Source organism: Miltoncostaea marina (assembly GCF_018141525.1).
In the GTDB taxonomy this organism is placed as follows: domain Bacteria; phylum Actinomycetota; class Thermoleophilia; order Miltoncostaeales; family Miltoncostaeaceae; genus Miltoncostaea; species Miltoncostaea marina.
Map to the genome: position 1 here is coordinate 3,020,615 of NZ_CP064655.1, position 15,038 is coordinate 3,035,652.

At 78.0% G+C, this 15,038-nt stretch carries 13 protein-coding genes; 5 read left to right on the forward strand and 8 right to left on the reverse strand.

Features of this window, described 5'->3' with window-relative positions; translation table 11 throughout:
• The first annotated feature begins 28 nt into the window (after nucleotides 1-28).
• A complete protein-coding gene (locus tag ITJ85_RS15345) occupies nucleotides 29-2,020 on the forward strand; it encodes a beta-propeller domain-containing protein (RefSeq protein ID WP_217913977.1) in 1,992 nt (663 codons plus the stop codon).
• 72 nt (nucleotides 2,021-2,092) lie between these two features.
• Here the strand turns inward: ITJ85_RS15345 and ITJ85_RS15350 are convergent, their stop codons facing one another.
• Nucleotides 2,093-2,545 carry a cupin domain-containing protein gene (locus ITJ85_RS15350; RefSeq protein WP_217913978.1) on the reverse strand — a complete coding sequence of 151 codons (453 nt, stop codon included), beginning with the start codon at nucleotides 2,543-2,545 and terminating at the stop codon, nucleotides 2,093-2,095.
• Nucleotides 2,546-2,651: 106 nt separating this feature from the next.
• On the opposite strand from ITJ85_RS15350, the gene ITJ85_RS15355 reads away from it, so the two are divergent.
• Nucleotides 2,652-3,278: a TetR/AcrR family transcriptional regulator gene (locus ITJ85_RS15355; RefSeq protein ID WP_217913979.1), complete on the forward strand. Its 627-nt coding sequence runs from the start codon at nucleotides 2,652-2,654 to the stop codon at nucleotides 3,276-3,278.
• Here ITJ85_RS15355 and ITJ85_RS15360 read toward each other — a convergent pair.
• From ITJ85_RS15360 to ITJ85_RS15370, 3 genes are all read right to left on the reverse strand, one after another.
• The gene (locus tag ITJ85_RS15360) at nucleotides 3,250-3,615 is read right to left on the reverse strand and encodes a sensory rhodopsin transducer (protein WP_217913980.1); all 366 of its coding nucleotides are present in this window, start codon (nucleotides 3,613-3,615) and stop codon (nucleotides 3,250-3,252) included. The genes ITJ85_RS15355 and ITJ85_RS15360 overlap by 29 nt on opposite strands.
• Nucleotides 3,616-3,625: 10 nt before the next feature.
• Entirely contained in the window at nucleotides 3,626-4,624 is a 999-nt protein-coding gene (locus ITJ85_RS15365; protein ID WP_217913981.1) for a YihY/virulence factor BrkB family protein, read from the reverse strand.
• Between the two features lie 71 nt (nucleotides 4,625-4,695).
• On the reverse strand, nucleotides 4,696-5,682 hold the full coding sequence (locus ITJ85_RS15370; RefSeq protein ID WP_217913982.1) for a CHAD domain-containing protein: 987 nt from the start codon (nucleotides 5,680-5,682) through the stop codon (nucleotides 4,696-4,698).
• Nucleotides 5,683-5,798: 116 nt separating this feature from the next.
• Here ITJ85_RS15370 and ITJ85_RS15375 point away from each other — a divergent pair, with 116 nt between their 5' ends.
• On the forward strand, nucleotides 5,799-6,233 hold the full coding sequence (locus ITJ85_RS15375; protein WP_217913983.1) for a PPOX class F420-dependent oxidoreductase: 435 nt from the start codon (nucleotides 5,799-5,801) through the stop codon (nucleotides 6,231-6,233).
• 46 nt (nucleotides 6,234-6,279) lie between these two features.
• Here the strand turns inward: ITJ85_RS15375 and ITJ85_RS15380 are convergent, their stop codons facing one another.
• The 4 genes from ITJ85_RS15380 to ITJ85_RS15395 form a co-directional block, all read right to left on the reverse strand.
• Nucleotides 6,280-7,659: an FAD-binding oxidoreductase gene (locus ITJ85_RS15380; protein ID WP_217913984.1), complete on the reverse strand. Its 1,380-nt coding sequence runs from the start codon at nucleotides 7,657-7,659 to the stop codon at nucleotides 6,280-6,282.
• A gap of 122 nt (nucleotides 7,660-7,781) precedes the next feature.
• Nucleotides 7,782-10,517, reverse strand: coding sequence for a helix-turn-helix transcriptional regulator (locus ITJ85_RS15385; RefSeq protein WP_217913985.1), 2,736 nt, complete (start codon nucleotides 10,515-10,517; stop codon nucleotides 7,782-7,784).
• Between the two features lie 52 nt (nucleotides 10,518-10,569).
• Nucleotides 10,570-11,319, reverse strand: a complete 750-nt coding sequence (locus ITJ85_RS15390; protein ID WP_217915972.1) for an HAD-IIA family hydrolase — start codon at nucleotides 11,317-11,319, stop codon at nucleotides 10,570-10,572.
• 738 nt (nucleotides 11,320-12,057) lie between these two features.
• On the reverse strand, nucleotides 12,058-12,303 hold the full coding sequence (locus ITJ85_RS15395) for a hypothetical protein (protein ID WP_217913986.1): 246 nt from the start codon (nucleotides 12,301-12,303) through the stop codon (nucleotides 12,058-12,060).
• Between the two features lie 173 nt (nucleotides 12,304-12,476).
• Between ITJ85_RS15395 and ITJ85_RS15400 the strand changes: the two genes are divergently transcribed.
• On the forward strand, nucleotides 12,477-13,889 hold the full coding sequence (locus ITJ85_RS15400; RefSeq protein WP_217913987.1) for an Ig-like domain-containing protein: 1,413 nt from the start codon (nucleotides 12,477-12,479) through the stop codon (nucleotides 13,887-13,889).
• A 101-nt stretch (nucleotides 13,890-13,990) separates the two neighbouring features.
• Complete coding sequence (locus ITJ85_RS15405) at nucleotides 13,991-15,013, forward strand: hypothetical protein (protein WP_217913988.1); 1,023 nt, start codon at nucleotides 13,991-13,993, stop codon at nucleotides 15,011-15,013.
• Nucleotides 15,014-15,038 lie beyond the last annotated feature (25 nt).

Sequence of the window (15,038 nt, forward strand, 5' to 3'; positions counted from 1 at the left end):
GGCCCGTGACCTGCTCGGGGAGGGCGGCGTGGTGCGTGGCGCGCTCGGCGCGGTGGCGGTGGCGGTGGCGGCGGCCGCGGCGTCGCCCGCCCTCGGCGCTGCGGAGGCGCCGCCGGTCCGCTCGGCGGCCACGGCGACCACGGCGGCCGCGAGCGCCCGCGCCACGCCGCCCGCCCTGGCGCGCTTCCGCTCGTGCGCCGGCTTCCTGCGCCACGTGCGCCGTCGCGCCCTGGCGCAGGTGGGGCCCTGGGGCCTCGCCGGGCCGCCCGTGCCGTCGCCGCTGGCGCCGGGCGCCGCGGGCGACCGCGGCGCGAGGGCGCCCGAGGCCGCCCCCGTGGGCGCGGCGCCGCCCGGGGCCTCGTTCTCCGGCACGAACGTGCAGGAGGCGGGCGTCGACGAGCCGGACCTGGTGAAGACGGACGGCCGCACGCTCTACGCGATCGCCGGCGAGCGGGTCCAGGTGCTCGACGTCGCGTCGGGCACCGCGCGGCGGCTCGGCAGCGTGGCGGTGAGCGGCGTGGCGCCGACCGGGCTCATGCTGCTGGGCGACCGGCTGCTGGTGATCGGCCCTCGCGCCAGCGCGGGCGGGCCGCCGCGGCCCGTGCCCCTGGGTGCCGACGCGATCGCCGTCGCCCTCCCCGGCGCCCCCGCGGCGACCGTCGTGGCCCAGTTCGACGTGGCCGACCCCGCCCGTCCGCGGGTCGTGTCGCGCCTGACCGCCGACGGCGCGCTGGTGGCCGCGCGGCGCACCGGCGCCACGGTGCGCATGGTGCTGGCGTCGGAGCCGGTCCGCCTGCCGCTGGCCGAGCCGGCCTCCGGGCGCCCCGAGGCCCTGCGCTCGGCGGCGCGGCGCAACCGGCGCGCCGTGACGCGCTCGCGCGCCGCCGCCTGGCTGCCGCGGGTGCGGGTGCTCGACGCGGCGACGACGCGCACCACCACGCGGCTCACCGGCTGCCGCGCCGTCAGCCGCCCGCGCGTCTTCTCCGGGCTCGGCACGGTGACCGTGCACACCGTCGGCACCGAGGGCGGCCTGCGGCTGCTCGACTCGGACGCGATCATGACCGACGCCGACGTCGTCTACGCCTCCCCGGCCGCCACCTACGTCGCCACCCCGCGCTGGTGGCCGCCTGCGGCGGCCGGCGCGCGGCGGGCCCCGCACGGCTCGACGCTGATCCACAAGCTCGACACGTCCGACCCCGCGCGCACCGTCCACAGCGCGAGCGGCGCCGTGCGCGGCTACCCGCTCAACCAGTTCTCGCTCTCCGAGCACGAGGGCCACCTGCGCGTGGCGAGCACGGAGGAGCCCGCATGGTGGACGCCGCGCGGCGACGCCGGCCAGAGCCTGGTGACCGTGCTCGCCGAGCGGGCGGGGCGCCTGGTGCGGGTGGGCGAGGTCGACGGCCTCGGCCGCGGCGAGCGGATCTTCGCGGTGCGCTTCATCGGCCCGCGGGGGTACGTGGTCACGTTCCGCCAGGTCGACCCGCTCCACGTCGTCGACCTGTCCGACCCGGCCCGGCCGGCGGTACTCGGGGAGCTCACGATCCCCGGCTTCTCCTCGTACCTGCACCCGATCGACGACACCACGCTGATCGGCGTGGGCCAGGCCGCCGACGCGCGCGGCCGCACGCAGGGCACCCAGGTGTCGCTGTTCGACGTCGCCGACCCCGCGGCGCCGCGCCGCATCGCCCAGCGCGCCCTCGACACCGACTGGTCGGAGGCCGAGTCGGACCACCACGCCTTCCTGCACTGGCCGGCCACCGGGCTCGTCGTGCTGCCGGCGCAGCGCCACGACCCCGACGGCGGCACGCCGTTCCTCGGGGCGGTCGGGCTGAACGTGTCCCGCGCGGGCGGCATCACGCCGATCGCCCGGGTGGTCCACCCCGGCGATCCGCTGCGTCGCTGGGCGCCGGTGCGGCGGGCGCTGGTGGCCGGCGGCGCCCTCTACACGGTCTCGGACGCGGGCGTGATGGCGAGCGACCTGACGACGCTCGCCCCGCGCGCCTGGACGCCGTTCGGCTGACCCTCCGCCCGCCCCGGGCCCGAGGAGCCCGTCGAAGACGTCGGCCACGCGCCCGTCGTTCTTCGAGTGCTCCTAGACGAGGGCCGGCTCGGCCAGCGGCAGCGCGATCGGGAAGGACGCCCCGATCACGAACACCTGCGGGCCGCCGGGCGCGACCGGCTCCTCGAACTCCGAGACGACCGTCGGGGCGGCGAAGGTGCCGAACACCCGCAGCGGGCCGTCGCCGGTGTTGGTGACGTCGTGGCGCACCATCGGCGGCACCAGCACGACCTGTCCGGCGTGCACGGGCGCGGTCTCCTCGCCGACCAGGCCCAGGCCGGAGCCCTCCATGATCACGAGGAACTCCTCGGCCGAGTCGGTGTGCACGCCGACGTGCGCGCCCGGGTCGAGCTCGAAGTAGACCGAGGCGCTGGCGGCCGTGCCGGTCGCGCTCGACATGGGGAACGCGACCCGCAGGCGGCGGGTCGGGTCGGTCGGCGACTCGATGCTCATCAGGTCGAGCCGGTCGAGGTCGATCGCCTGCATGGTGTCCTCCTCGCGGATGTTCAGTGCACACTGATGTGCATTGATTTGCGGCGACCATACGACGTCGCCCCTCGCCGCGTCAACGGTTGGGGTACACTGGTGTGCAATGAAGGCCACCACGACACCCCGTCGAGGCCGCCGCGCCGAGCAGACGGCCCGCACCCGGCGGCGCATCGTCGACGCGGCCGTCGAGCTGCACACCACGGTCGGGCCGGCCCGCACCACGATCAGCGCCATCGCCGAGCGGGCGGGCGTCCAGCGCCACACGGTCTACGCGCACTTCCCCACCGAGGAGGCCTTGTTCGGCGCCTGCTCGGCGAGCTGGGCCGAGCGCAACCCGTTCCCCGACCCGGCCGGCTGGGCCGGCATCGCCGACCCGCGCGAGCGGCTGGCGGCCGCGCTCGGGGCGCTCTACGCCTGGTACGACCGGGCGGGCGAGGAGCTGGCCCGCGTGCTGGCCGACGCCGACCGGGTGCCGGCCATGGCGGCCCAGGCGGAGGAGGTGGCCGGCCAGATGGGGGCCCTCGCCGACGACCTCGCCCGGGGCTGGGGGCTGCGCGGGCGGCGGCGGGCGCGCCTGCGCGCCGCGGTCGGCCACGCCCTCGCGCTCGCCACCTGGCGCGACCTCGTCCCCGGAGGCGGGCTGCGCCGCGACGAGGCCGTCGCCCTGCTCGTCGCCATGGCGGACGCGGCGGCCGCGCCGCCTACCCCGCCCAGGCCACCGTCGTCATGATCGCGTTCGCCGCCTGGCGCGAGTCGAGCCGGGTGTGCTGCACGACGATCGGCACGTCGGACGTGATGACGCTCGCGTACGGGGCGTCACGCGGCACCGGGGCGGGGTCCTCGAGCCGGTCGAACCGCAGGTGCAGCGTGCGCCGCGCCGGGACGACCACCCGGTAGGGGCCGACCGGCTCCCGGTCGGGGAAGTAGAGCGTCAGCTCGACGTGCGCGTCGGCGTCGCCGGCGTTGAGCATGCAGGCGGTCTCGTGGCTCTGCAGCGGCTCCGGCCCGGTGCCGCCCGAGGGGATCCAGCCCTCCGCGATCGCCCAGCGCGTGCGCCCGAGGGTCACCGATCCGCCCTCAGCTCGTCTGCGGGCGCTTCGGCTCGTCGCGCGGCTCGAGCTGGATCTCGACGTCCGCCCCCGGCACCTCCTCCGCGAACTGCCTGCTGCGCTCGCGCTCCGCGTTGAGCTCGGCACCGAGCAGCAGCGCGAGGTTCGAGATCCACATCCAGACGAGCAGCACGATGACCCCGCCGAGGCTGCCGTAGGTGCGGTCGTAGGCCCCGAAGTTGGCCACGTAGAACGCGAAGGCGGCCGAGGCGACGGCCCAGATCACCAGGCTCACCACGACGCCCGGCACGACGGCCCGCCAGCCGCGCTGGCGCACGTTGGGCGTGCTCCAGTAGAGGATCGACAGCATCACCACCACCATCAGCGCCAGCACCGGCCACTTGGCGTAGTCCCACACCGTGACCGCCGTGTCGCCGATGCCGAGCGGCCCGGCGATCGCCTCGACGATCGGCCCGGTGAGCACCACCGCGCCCACCACGACCACCATCAGCACGACCAGCACGAGCGTGATCAGCAGCTGGATGGGGCGCAGCTTCCAGAAGGGCCGCCCCTCGCGCGTCTCGTAGATCACGTTCGAGGCGCGCCCGAACGCCGCGACGTACCCCGAGGCGCCCCACAGGGCGCCGGCGAGGCCGACGACGAGCGCGAAGCCGGCGGCGCCCTCGTTGGAGGTGATCGAGTCGATCGGCCCCTGCAGCGTGTCGGCGGCCGACTCGGGCGCGATCTCGAGGATCACGTCCGTGATGGTCTGGGGGTCGGCGAACAGGCCGATCAGGGACGACACGGCGAGCAGCGCCGGGAACAGCGACAGCAGCCCGTAGTAGGTCAGCGCCGCCGACCAGTCGGTGAGGTCGTCCTCCTTGAACTCCGCGAAGGTGCGCCTGAGCGTCGCCCACAGCGACGTCTGCTGGTCGACGCCGGTGGGCCGCCAGTCGGTGCGCGGCGGGTGGTCCTCGACCGCCTCGTCGGTGGGCGGGTCCCCGCTCGCGCGCTGGTCGTCGGTCATCGGTCGGCCCCCTCTCGTCTGCCGCCCGTCGCGGCGCCCTCCGGGTACCCGCCGCGGCCCCGGCTCATCCGTCACGCGGTCGCCCCCAGCGTCGCGAGCGTCGGCGGCCGGTCGGCCGGCTCCTCCGCCAGGCCGGCGAGCTCGCCCGCCGGCCGCTCGCGGCCGGTGGCCGCGCAGGCCTCCCAGTACGCCGCCATGCGCCGCGCGAAGGCCGTCGGCGTCTCCGCGTAGAGGCGGGCCGCCAGGCGCAGCGCGCGGTCCTGCAGGTCGGCGCGCACCGGGTCGATGATCGCCAGGGCGTCCGCGGCCGCCCGCTCGCCCAGCCCGGCGGACCCGCCGGCGACGAGCTCGCGGATGACGGCGAGGTCGTGGTCGTCGCCGAGGGCGTCGGCCAGATCCTTCAGCCGCGCCTCGAGCGGCGCCAGCACGCTGGGGGCGACGGCGTGCAGCAGGCCCACCTGGTGCCAGCCGTACTTCGCCTGGCGTCGCAGCTCGTGCAGCACCTCGTCGCCCGCCGCGCCCGGCGCGGCGCGCAGGGCCCGGCGCGCGTCGCGGTACGTGCGCCGCATGCCGTCCACGAGCGCCTCCGGCCGGTCGTCGATGCGCCAGTCGCCGACGCCGGCGGCGACCTCCGCGAGCAGGCCGGCGGCCGCCGCGGTGCGCTCGCGGGCGTCCTCGCCCCCGGCCGCCGAGGCCCGCGCCGCCAGGGGGGCGCGCACCTGGGCGAGCCCGGGCGCCGGCGCGTCCTCGCCGTGGACGGCCGCCACCAGGTCGTCCCAGGTCGCGAGCGTCGCGTGGGCGTCGCGCAGCGGCGAGATCGCGCGGGCCGCGTCGCGCACGCCCCGGTCCGCCGCCCGCAGCGCGCGCTTCGGCCGCGGCCGGGCCAGGCGCAGCAGGCCGCGCACCTTCTTGCAGCGCTTGCGCGCGTCGTGGACGCTCGCCGACAGGCCGAGGTGGTCGGGCTCGCGCAGCGCGGCGACCGCGGCCTCGAGCTCCTCGCGGGCCAGCCGCCGCACCTCGTCCGGGATCGGCGCGCTCGGGTCGAGTCGGAAGGCCATCGATCAGCACCTCGGGGAGCGGGGACGGGCCCTCTCGCTACCCGCGCCCCCGGCCGTCAAACGGCGGTTGCCCTAGCGTTGCGGGCCGCACCGGCCGATCGACCCCGAGGTGAGCAATGCCCCCCGCACCGGTCCCCCCGCACGTCGCCGAGATCCTCGCGCGCCCCAACCCCGCCGTCATCGCGTCCGTCCGGCGCGACGGCACGCCCCACAGCGCGGCCACCTGGTACGACTGGGAGGACGGGCGCGTGCTGCTCAACATGGACGCCTCGCGCCTGCGGCTGCGTTTCCTGCGCGCGAACCCGGCCGTCTCGCTGACCGTGCTCGACGGCGAGAGCTGGTACCGCCACGTGACCGTGATCGGCCGGGTGGCCGAGATGCACGACGACGAGGGGCTGCGCGACATCGATCGCCTCGCGGTGCGCTACACCGGCGCCCCCTACCCCGAGCGCGCGCTGGCGCGGGTCACCGCCTGGGTCGATGTGACCGCCTGGCACGGCTGGGACGCCTCGGGGGCGATCGCCACGCACGCCGACATCCCGGCCTCCTGACGCCGGCGGCCGCCGGGGCGCCCGTGCCCCGGCGGCCGCCCGCGGGTCAGCCGAGCGGGTGGTTGGCGTGCATCAGCCGGCCGGGGTCGAAGCGCTCGCGCACGGCCAGCAGACGGGCGTGGGCGTCGGCGTCGAAGGCCGTCTCCGAGCCTTTGCGCCGCTCCGCGAAGTTGAGGTAGGCGCGGCCGTGGCCCCAGGGCGCCAGGGCGGCGATCAGCTTCTCGGCGCCGGCGGCCACCGCCGCGCCCATCTCGGCGTCCATCGGCAGGCCGATCGCGAAGAGCGCGAAGCCGGCGTCGATGCTCGACAGGGCGCCGCCGTCCGGGTGCGGCCGGCCCAGCGCGCCGCCGAGGTGGCGGAGCTCGACCGACAGCAGCGGCGAGCCGCTGCCCGGGCCCGCGTCGCGCAGCAGCGCGTCGATCGCCTCGGCCGGCAGGGCGTCGAGGAGCGCCCCGTCGCCCACGCCGGGGGTGGGGCCCTCGGGGTCCTGGTGCAGCCGCACGAGGCCGGTGGGCGGCATCGCCGCGACCGTGTCGATCTCCGGCCCGAGCGCCCGCAGCGGCGCGAGGAGCGCCTCGGCGTCCACCTCGGCGGCGATCGCGGCCACCTCGACGACCACCAGGTTGCGGCCGCGCAGCGGCTCCGGGATCTGCGGGATGGGCGGCAGCTGCAGCAGCCGGCCGCATGAGGTGACGGCGTCCGGGACGGTCTCGGCCCACGCCGCCCACGCGGTCAGCACGCGGTGCGACTCCTCCCACGGCCAGATGAGCCACCCGGCGACGACCTCGTCGAGCGGGAACAGCCGCATCTCGAGCGTGGTCACGATGCCGAAGTTGCCGCCGCCGCCGCGCAGGGCCCAGAAGAGGTCGGGCTCGTTGTCGGCGTCGGCGCGGACCAGGCGGCCGTCGGCGGTGACCAGCTCCACCGCCGTGAGGGCGTTGGCGGCGAGCCCGTGCCTGCGCGCCAGCCAGCCGATGCCGCCGCCCAGGCAGTAGCCGGCCACGCCGACGTCGGGCGAGGAGCCGTGCAGGGCCACGAGGCCGTGGGCGGCGGCGGGCTCCACGACCTGCTCCCACAGCGCGCCGGCGCCGACCCGGGCGATGCGCCGGCCGGCGTCGATGCGCACGTCGGCCAGGGCGGTCGTGCGCAGCAGGATCGAGCCCGCGAGGTCGCCGACCGGCGTCGCACCGTGGCCGGTGCCCTGGGGCGCCACCCGCAGCCCGGCCGCGGCGGCGAAGCGGACGATCTCGGCCACGTCGTGCGCGCTCGTCGGCAGCGCGACCGCGGCCGGCCGCTGGTCGACGGCGACGTTCCACGCCATGCGGGCCGCGTCGTAGCCCTCGTCGGCGGGCGTGTAGAGCTGGCCGTCGATGGCCGAGCGCAGCGCGCCGAAGTCGGCGGCGGTGGGGTCGATCGTCGTGCTCACGGTGGTCCTCCGGGTGCGGTGTCGCTGTCGGGTCGGACACTCGCGCGACGGGGCGGGCGCGCGCGACGGGGGGATCCCCGGTCGCGTCCCTAGTCGTGACCGGGGCGCCCCCTGGGCGCCCCTCACGCGAAGGCGTCGACCCCGAGCGCCGCGAGGTCGGCGCGCGAGCCGATCCCCAGCTTCTGGAACACCTTGCCGAGGTGGTACTCCACCGTCTTGGGGCTCAGGAAGAGCTGCGAGGCGACCTCCTTGTTGGAGGACCCCTCGGCCACGGAGCGGGCGATGCGACGCTCCTGGGGGGTCAGCGCCGCGACGGCGCCGGGGTCCCGGCGGCGCAGCGACTCGCCGGTGGCCGCGAGCTCCTCGCGCGCCCGGTCGGCCCAGGCGGTCGCGCCGAGGCCCTCGAAGGCCTCGAGCGCGGGCCGCAGCGCGGCTCGCGCCTCTCCGCGGCGGCGGGCGCGGCGCAGCGCCTCGCCCAGGAACAGCTCCGAGCGCGCCCGCGACAGCGACCACCGCGCCGGATCGGGCTCGGCGACGGCGGCCTCGAGCAGCGCCAGGCCCTCCTCGCCGCCCGCCACGAGGCCGCGGCACCGCAGCAGCAGCGCGGCCGCCCCGGGCGCGCCGGTCAGCCCGGCCCAGCGGGCGAAGCGCTCGAGGGGGGCGGCCGCCGCCTCCGGCCGGCCCGCGCGCACGGCCGCCTCCACCAGCCGCGGCACGGCGGCGTGGTGGGCGAGCGGCGTCATGACGCGGCGCCCGCCCGCGGCCATCTGCGCCAGGCGCTCGAGCGCCTCCTCGTACCGCCGGCGCGCCAGCGCGAGCTCGGACAGCGCGAACGTCGTCGTCTCCCAGGTCGCCAGCAGCCCCCGGCGGGCCGCCTGCGCCAGCGCCCGCTCCGCGTGCTCGCGGCAGGCGTCCTCGTCGCCGCGCAGCGCCGCCACGCCGGCGAGCACGGCGCGCGCCTGGGCCGTGCTGTTCTCGATGCCGGCCTCCTCGGTGAGGCGCAGGGCCTCCTCGCCGTCGGCCCACGCCTCGTGCACGCGGCCGTGCCAGGCGAGCAGCGCGCCGCGCCGGGTGAGCGCCACCGCGACGGTGCCGAGCGCGCCCCGCGCGCGCGCCAGCTCGATCGCCCGCCGCTGCAGCACCAGGGTGCGGTCGAGGTCGCCGAGCCAGGCGTCGGCGTTGGAGCTCCACACGAGCTGGCGCGGGTCGTCCTCGCCCTCCGACGCCGCCGAGGCGGCGCGCAGCGGCTCGAGCGCCTCCGCGATGCGCCCCTCCGCGGCGCGGCGCACGCCGGCCAGCCAGGCGCGGCCGGCCACGGCCACCCCGGCCGGCAGCCCCGCGGCGCGCTCGTCCGCCCGAGCCAGCCCGGCCGCGTCGCCCGCCGCGGCGGCGGCCTCGCCGGCGCGCAGCAGCAGGTCCGCCCGCACGGCGGGGTCGGGCGCGTGGGCCGCCGCCTCCAGCAGCAGGGCGTGCGCGTCGGCCGGCCGCCCGCGCACCATGGCGATCGCCGCCCGCACGGAGCGCACCCGGTTGCGCAGGGCGTCGTCGCCCGCCAGCGCCTCAGCCTCGTCGGCCAGCCCCTGGGCCAGCGGCGCGCGCCCGGCCTGCCACGCGGCCTCGGCGGCGGCCACCAGCCGCCGCGCCCGCGCGGCGTCGTCCGCCGAGAGCCGGGCGGCCCGCTCGAGCGCGGCCGCGGCGGCCGCGTGGCCGCTGCGCAGGCCGGCGCGCTCGGCGGTGCGCTCCAGCTCGGCGGCGATCGCCTCGTCGGGCGCGATCGCCGCCGCGGCGCGGTGCCACGCCCGCCGGTCGGCCTCGTCGTCGCCGGACAGCACCTCCGCCAGCGCCAGGTGGGCCGCGCGGCGCGCCCCCAGCGCGAGCCCGCGGTGCAGGGCGGCGCGGGCGATGGGGTGCCGCAGCGTCACCCGGTCGCCCGCGATGCCGAGCAGCCCGGAGCGCTCGGCCGCCTCGATCGCCTCGGCGCCGGCGCCGAGGCGCGCGGCCGCCGCGGCCACGACGCCGAGCGCGCCGGTGTCGTCGGCCGCGGCGACGGCGAGCACGGCGCGGGCGCCCTCGTCGAGGCCGCGCGCCCGCTCGGCGAACGACTGCTCGAGCCGGCTGGTGAGCGGCAGGTGCTCGGGCAGCGGGCGGCGCCCGGCGAGCTGGTCGGGCTCGAGCAGCTGCGGCATCTCGACCAGCGCGAGCGGGTTGCCGCCGGTCACCGTGACGAGGCGCTCGGCCACGTGCGGCGCGACCGCCCCGCCGGCCGAGGCCTCGAGCAGGGCGCGCGCCGCGGCGCGCTCGAGGCCCGCGACGCGCCGGTCGGGGATGCCGGGGCCGTCGAAGCGCCGCGCGTCGCCCTCGCGGGCCGCGAACAGCAGCGCGATCGGCTCGGCCACCAGGCGGCGCGCCACGAACCCGAGCGCCTCGGCGGACGGGCGGTCGAGCCACTGGGCGTCGTCGACCGACACGAGCAGCGGCCCCTCGTCGGCGAGGTCCGCCAGCAGCCCGAGCGCGCCCAGCGAGATGAGGAAGCGGTCGTCGACGCGCTCGGCGCTCAGGCCGAACGCGCCGCGCAGCGCGGCGGCCTGCGGCGCGGGCAGCGCCCCGAGGCGGTCGAGGCCGGGCGCGAGCACCTGGTGCAGGCTCGCGAACGGCAGCTCGGACTCGGTCTCGACGCCGGTCGCCCGCAGCACGCGCATGCCGGCCCCGGCCGCCTCCTCCTCGGCGGCCCGCAGCAGCGCGGTCTTGCCGACCCCGCCCTCGCCCCGGATCACCAGCCCGCCCCCGCGCGACTCGCGGGCCGACGCCAGCAGCTCGCGCATGGCGGCGAGGTCGGCGTCGCGGCCCAGGAGCGTCACCGGGCGATCGTAGTGCCGGCCGGCGCCGGCGACGCCCCGCGAGCGGCCAGGTTCAGCGCACCTCGTCGAGCAGATCGGCCACCGATTCCGCGATGCGGGACGGCTGGTAGGGGAAGCGCTCCACCTCCGCCCGCGACGTGGAGCCCGTCAGCACCAGGATCGTCTCGAGGCCCGCCTCGATGCCCGAGACGACGTCCGTGTCCATCCGGTCGCCGATCATGGCCGTGGTCTCGGAGTGCGCGTCGATGGCGTTGAGCGCCGAGCGCATCATCAGCGGGTTCGGCTTGCCGACGAAGTACGGCCGCACCCCGGTCGCGCGGCTGACGAGCGCGGCCACCGCGCCCGTGGCGGGCAGCGGCCCCTCCTCGGCCGGGCCGGTGGCGTCGGGGTTCGTCGCGATGAAGCGGGCCCCCGCCGAGATGAGCCGGATCGCCTGGGTGATGCGCTCGAAGCTGTAGGTGCGCGTCTCGCCGAGCACCACGTAGTCCGGCGCCCGCTCGGTGAGGGTGTAGCCCACGTCGTGGAGCGCTGTGGTCAGGCCCGCCTCGCCCACCACGAACGCGGAGCCGCCCGGGCGCTGGTCGTCGAGGAAGCGCGCCGTGGCCAGCGCCGAGGTCCAGATGGCGCGCTCCGGCACGTCGAGGCCGCTCAGGCGCAAGCGGGCCGCCAGGTCGCGCGGCGTGTAGACGGAGTTGTTGGTCAGCACGAGGAACGGCGCGCCGCGCTCGCGCAGGCGCGCCACGAACGCGTCGGCCCCGGGGATCGGCCGCTCCTCGCGCACGAGCACGCCGTCCATGTCCATCAGCCAGGAGCGGATCTCGGCGCGCTCGCCCACGGCCAGACCCTAGCCGCGCGGGCCCGTCGTGTGATCCCCTCGGCACGCCCCACCGATCCGCGCTGGGCGTCGCCCCCTCCGCCAGCCCCGCCGATGCCGCCCACGTCCCTCCTGCCGCCCGCCCTCACCGCGCTCGTCGCGCTGCGCGTGCTGGACGAGACCCTGCCGCCGCGAGGCGGGCGCGTCGGCGGGCGACCTCCACGCGGGCGCGCTCGTCCCGCTCGCGGCCCTCGCGCCGGGGGCGCCCTGGCGTGGCGGGCGCGCGGGCCCGGCGCCGACCTGATGCCGCTCGTCCGGTCCGCCGGCGTCCCCGGCCGGCTCCCAGGCGGCCGAGATGACCGCGACCGGGGAGCCGGGCGCGGACAAGCCCCACCGCGCTCCTCGCCTTCGCGGCCGACCCGTCGCCGTCGGGCTGTCGGTCGGACGCGCTCGCCTCCGCCGTCGCCGACGGTGCCGGCCGGCGCTCGGGGCGCGCGCTCGCCGCGGCGGAGCGGGGACCGACTGGGCCCTGCTCCCGCAGGCGGCGGTCCTCCGGCGGAGCAGGAGCGGCGGCTCACCCCGCGCTACGACCGGGCCGCCGGGCGCTGGGCGACGCCCTGGGAGGTGCCCTGCGCCGGCCACATCGAGGGCCTCGACGCGCGGCCGGCCGGGTACGGGCGCCGGGTGGTCGGCGTCCTCGACGGCGCCCTGCGGCGCCGTGCCTGACTACCGCGCCGCGGCGGTCTCCGGCTCGGTCGCCCACTTCATCCGCAGCACGAACTCGGCGTGGTGGCGGTTGCGCTTCATGTCGACGACCACGTTGACCGGGTCGACGACGGCCGTCGGCTCCTGGGCCTCGTCGTAGCCGAGCTGCACCGAGCCCGCGGCGAGCTCGTCGGCGAGGGCGTGGAGCTGGCGCGCCACCAGCGCGCGGGTGGCCGTCTCGGTGGCGTCGTACACGTGCTTGACCATCGCGGGGTCCTCCGGTCGGCAGGGGTCCCCCTCCCTCTCGGCCGCCGCGCCGGAGGTGATGAGCGCTCCGGCACCCGAGTGGACGAACCTCCAGGAGACTCCCCGTTCGGGGAGGGGCGCGCGGTCCCCAGGGGACGGAGGATCGCCGGAGTCGAGAACGGGCAGGGGGAGAGATGGCGACGGGGTGCTTCTGGCGAGGCGTCGTGATGGCGGGCGTTCTGCTGGCGATCGTCGCTGCGACCGCCGTGGGCGCGCCTCGTGGCGGGCATATGATCGACCCGCCCGACGGCTCCGGCGCCGGCAACCCCGACGCACGCAGCGTGGCGGTCTCGTACGACCCCGACTCGGCGTCGCTGTCGATCTCGCTCGGCTTCTACGAGCCGTTCCCGATCGTCCTCGCGCCGGGCGCGAGCCAGGAGATCTTCCTCGACCTGTCCGTCGGCGGGACCGGCTCCGACGGACGCTCCTGCGTCGCGCCGGACGCGGCGGGGGCCGGCGGGCGCGCCGGCGATCTGCGCATCGACCTGTGGGCCGCCTCCAGCGGGGGCATGCACTACAGCGCGGGCGTCCGGGTCAGCGGCTCCGAGAGGACCATCGCGAGCCATGGCCAGGGCGCCATCAGCGGCGACAGGCGCACGATCACCTGGTTCATCCCGGCCGATGACGCGCTGCTCGGCAGGGACTACCGCTGCGTCACCAGCATCACCTTCGGGTCATTCCTCGAGTGGTTTCCGGCCAACGAGATCGCCCCCTTCTGGTTCGACGGCTACGCGCCGCCCTCGGTGGCCGACCGGGCGGCTCCCACCGTGAGCTGGCAGTCACCGGTTGACGGCCAGGTGATCTCGGGCGTCTGGCAGGAGGCAGGCGTCGCCGGCCGCCACGCCTGCCGGGTGGGCGCGAGCGATGACGTCGGGGTGACCCGGGTCGAGTTCCTGCTCGACGGCGAGTTCCTCAACGAGGAGCGCTACGCGCCCTGGGCCTGCGTGGTCGACACCCGCACGCTGTCCAACGGGCCGCACACGCTGCGGGCGATCGCCCACGACGCGGCGGGCCGCTCGGGCTCCAGCCAGATCACGGTGGTGGTCGACAACGACCCCGCTGCGCCGCCGCTTCCCGACCCGCCCGCGCCGCCGCGGCCGCCGGCCCCCGGGCCGCTGGCGCATATCGGCCCGCCGGCCCCGCCGGCGCCGGGCGCGCAGCCCTCCGTCCCCGCGACGCCGGTCGGCGTGGCCGGCCTCGACCGGCGTCCGCCGCGGGCGAGCCTGTGGCGCCCCTCGCGCTCGCTGCGCGCGCTGGTCGGCGGCGGGATGGTGGTGCCGTTCGCCTGCGACGAGGCCTGCACCGGCCGGGCGCGCCTGCTGATCGCGCCCTCGCTGGCTCGCAGGCTGGGATTGTCGCGGCTGATCGGCTCCTCCAAGCCCTCCCAGGGCGCCGCAGGTGGGCGGGCGCTGGCCTGGGTGCGCCTGTCGCCGGCCGCCCGGCGGACGCTCCGCGGTCGTCGGGCGCTGCGCGCCACACTCGCCGTCACGGTCGCCGACCCCGCCGGCAACCGCCGCGTGCTGCGCCGGGCGCTGGTGCTGCGCTGAGGCGGGACGGCGCGCGGCCGGCTGCGGAACCCGCGCCGACGCCCGATTCCGCTCCCCCCTCCGGGGGATAGCGGAATCGCGAGAGGGGGTAACGTGACGGCATGAGGGTCGCCGCGCTCGCACTCGCCCTCCTCGTGATACCCGCCGGCATCGCCGTCGCCGTCCCGAGGAGCGGATCGGCCGACGACCCGAGGGACGTCCCCGCCACGCCGCCCGGCTCCCCGCCGCGCGCGGACGCCCAGCGCGTGGCCGTGAGCTACGAGCCGGCCGACGGCTCGCTGCAGGTGACGCTCGACCTGCACGACCCGCTCGGCACGGTCGCCCAGCCCACCACGTCGGTGTGGGTCGACGTGCAGCTCGGCCTCGGCGCGTTCGCCGCCGACGGGAGCTGCGCCGTGCCGACCGAGGGGCTCGAGGGCCGCACCGGCGACATCCGCTTCCACGGCCAGATCGACAGCAGCGGCCCGCCCGGGGCGGAGCGCAACCTGTTCCACACCACCGTCCGCTTCGCCTCGTCGGACCGCATGATCAGCGGGGCGGCCGGCACGATCAGCGCCGACCGGCGGCGGATCACCTGGAGCGCCGGCCCCGATCCCGACCTGGCCGGCCGGGACTACCGCTGCGCCGGCGACGTGCGGGTGCCGTACTCGTACCACGACAGCGACGCGGTGGCCGACGTCGCCCTGCACGACGCCGAGCCGCCGCCCGCCGCGGCGCCGGCCGGCGGCGTGACCGCCGTGCCACCGGTCGTGGAGCGCCGCGCGGTCCGCGACCGCGCCGCGCCGCGCCTGCGCTTCGCCGTGCCCTCGCGCTCCCTGAAGCGGCTGCGCGCGAGCGGCATGACGATCCCGGTGCGCTGCGACGAGCGCTGCCGGGTGACCGCCCGCCTGCTGGTGTCGCCCGCCGTCGCGCGCGCCCTGCGCACCTCGCGCGTGCTCGGCACGGCGCGGCCGGCAGCCGTGCGGCCCGGCCCGCGCCGGGCCGCACGGCTGTACCTCAGGCCCGCCGCGAAGCGGGCGCTCGCCGGTCGCAGGGTGATGCGCGCGCGGCTCGAGGTGGTGGCGCGGGACCGCGCCGGCAACCGCCGGACCGCGGCCCGCAGCCTGATCCTCCGAGGGCGCTAGCTGTAGTCGGCGGGAGCGTTCTTCC

Excerpts from the sequence above, each read along its gene's own strand:
- ITJ85_RS15350 (WP_217913978.1), bottom strand. The coding sequence starts at position 2,545 with ATGCAGGCGATCGACCTCGACCGGCTCGACCTGATGAGCATCGAGTCG.
- ITJ85_RS15355 (WP_217913979.1), top strand. The coding sequence starts at position 2,652 with ATGAAGGCCACCACGACACCCCGTCGAGGCCGCCGCGCCGAGCAGACG.
- ITJ85_RS15365 (WP_217913981.1), bottom strand. The coding sequence starts at position 4,624 with ATGACCGACGACCAGCGCGCGAGCGGGGACCCGCCCACCGACGAGGCG.
- ITJ85_RS15370 (WP_217913982.1), bottom strand. The coding sequence starts at position 5,682 with ATGGCCTTCCGACTCGACCCGAGCGCGCCGATCCCGGACGAGGTGCGG.
- ITJ85_RS15375 (WP_217913983.1), top strand. The coding sequence starts at position 5,799 with ATGCCCCCCGCACCGGTCCCCCCGCACGTCGCCGAGATCCTCGCGCGC.
- ITJ85_RS15390 (WP_217915972.1), bottom strand. The coding sequence starts at position 11,319 with ATGGACATGGACGGCGTGCTCGTGCGCGAGGAGCGGCCGATCCCCGGG.
- ITJ85_RS15395 (WP_217913986.1), bottom strand. The coding sequence starts at position 12,303 with ATGGTCAAGCACGTGTACGACGCCACCGAGACGGCCACCCGCGCGCTG.
- ITJ85_RS15400 (WP_217913987.1), top strand. The coding sequence starts at position 12,477 with ATGGCGACGGGGTGCTTCTGGCGAGGCGTCGTGATGGCGGGCGTTCTG.
- ITJ85_RS15405 (WP_217913988.1), top strand. The coding sequence starts at position 13,991 with ATGAGGGTCGCCGCGCTCGCACTCGCCCTCCTCGTGATACCCGCCGGC.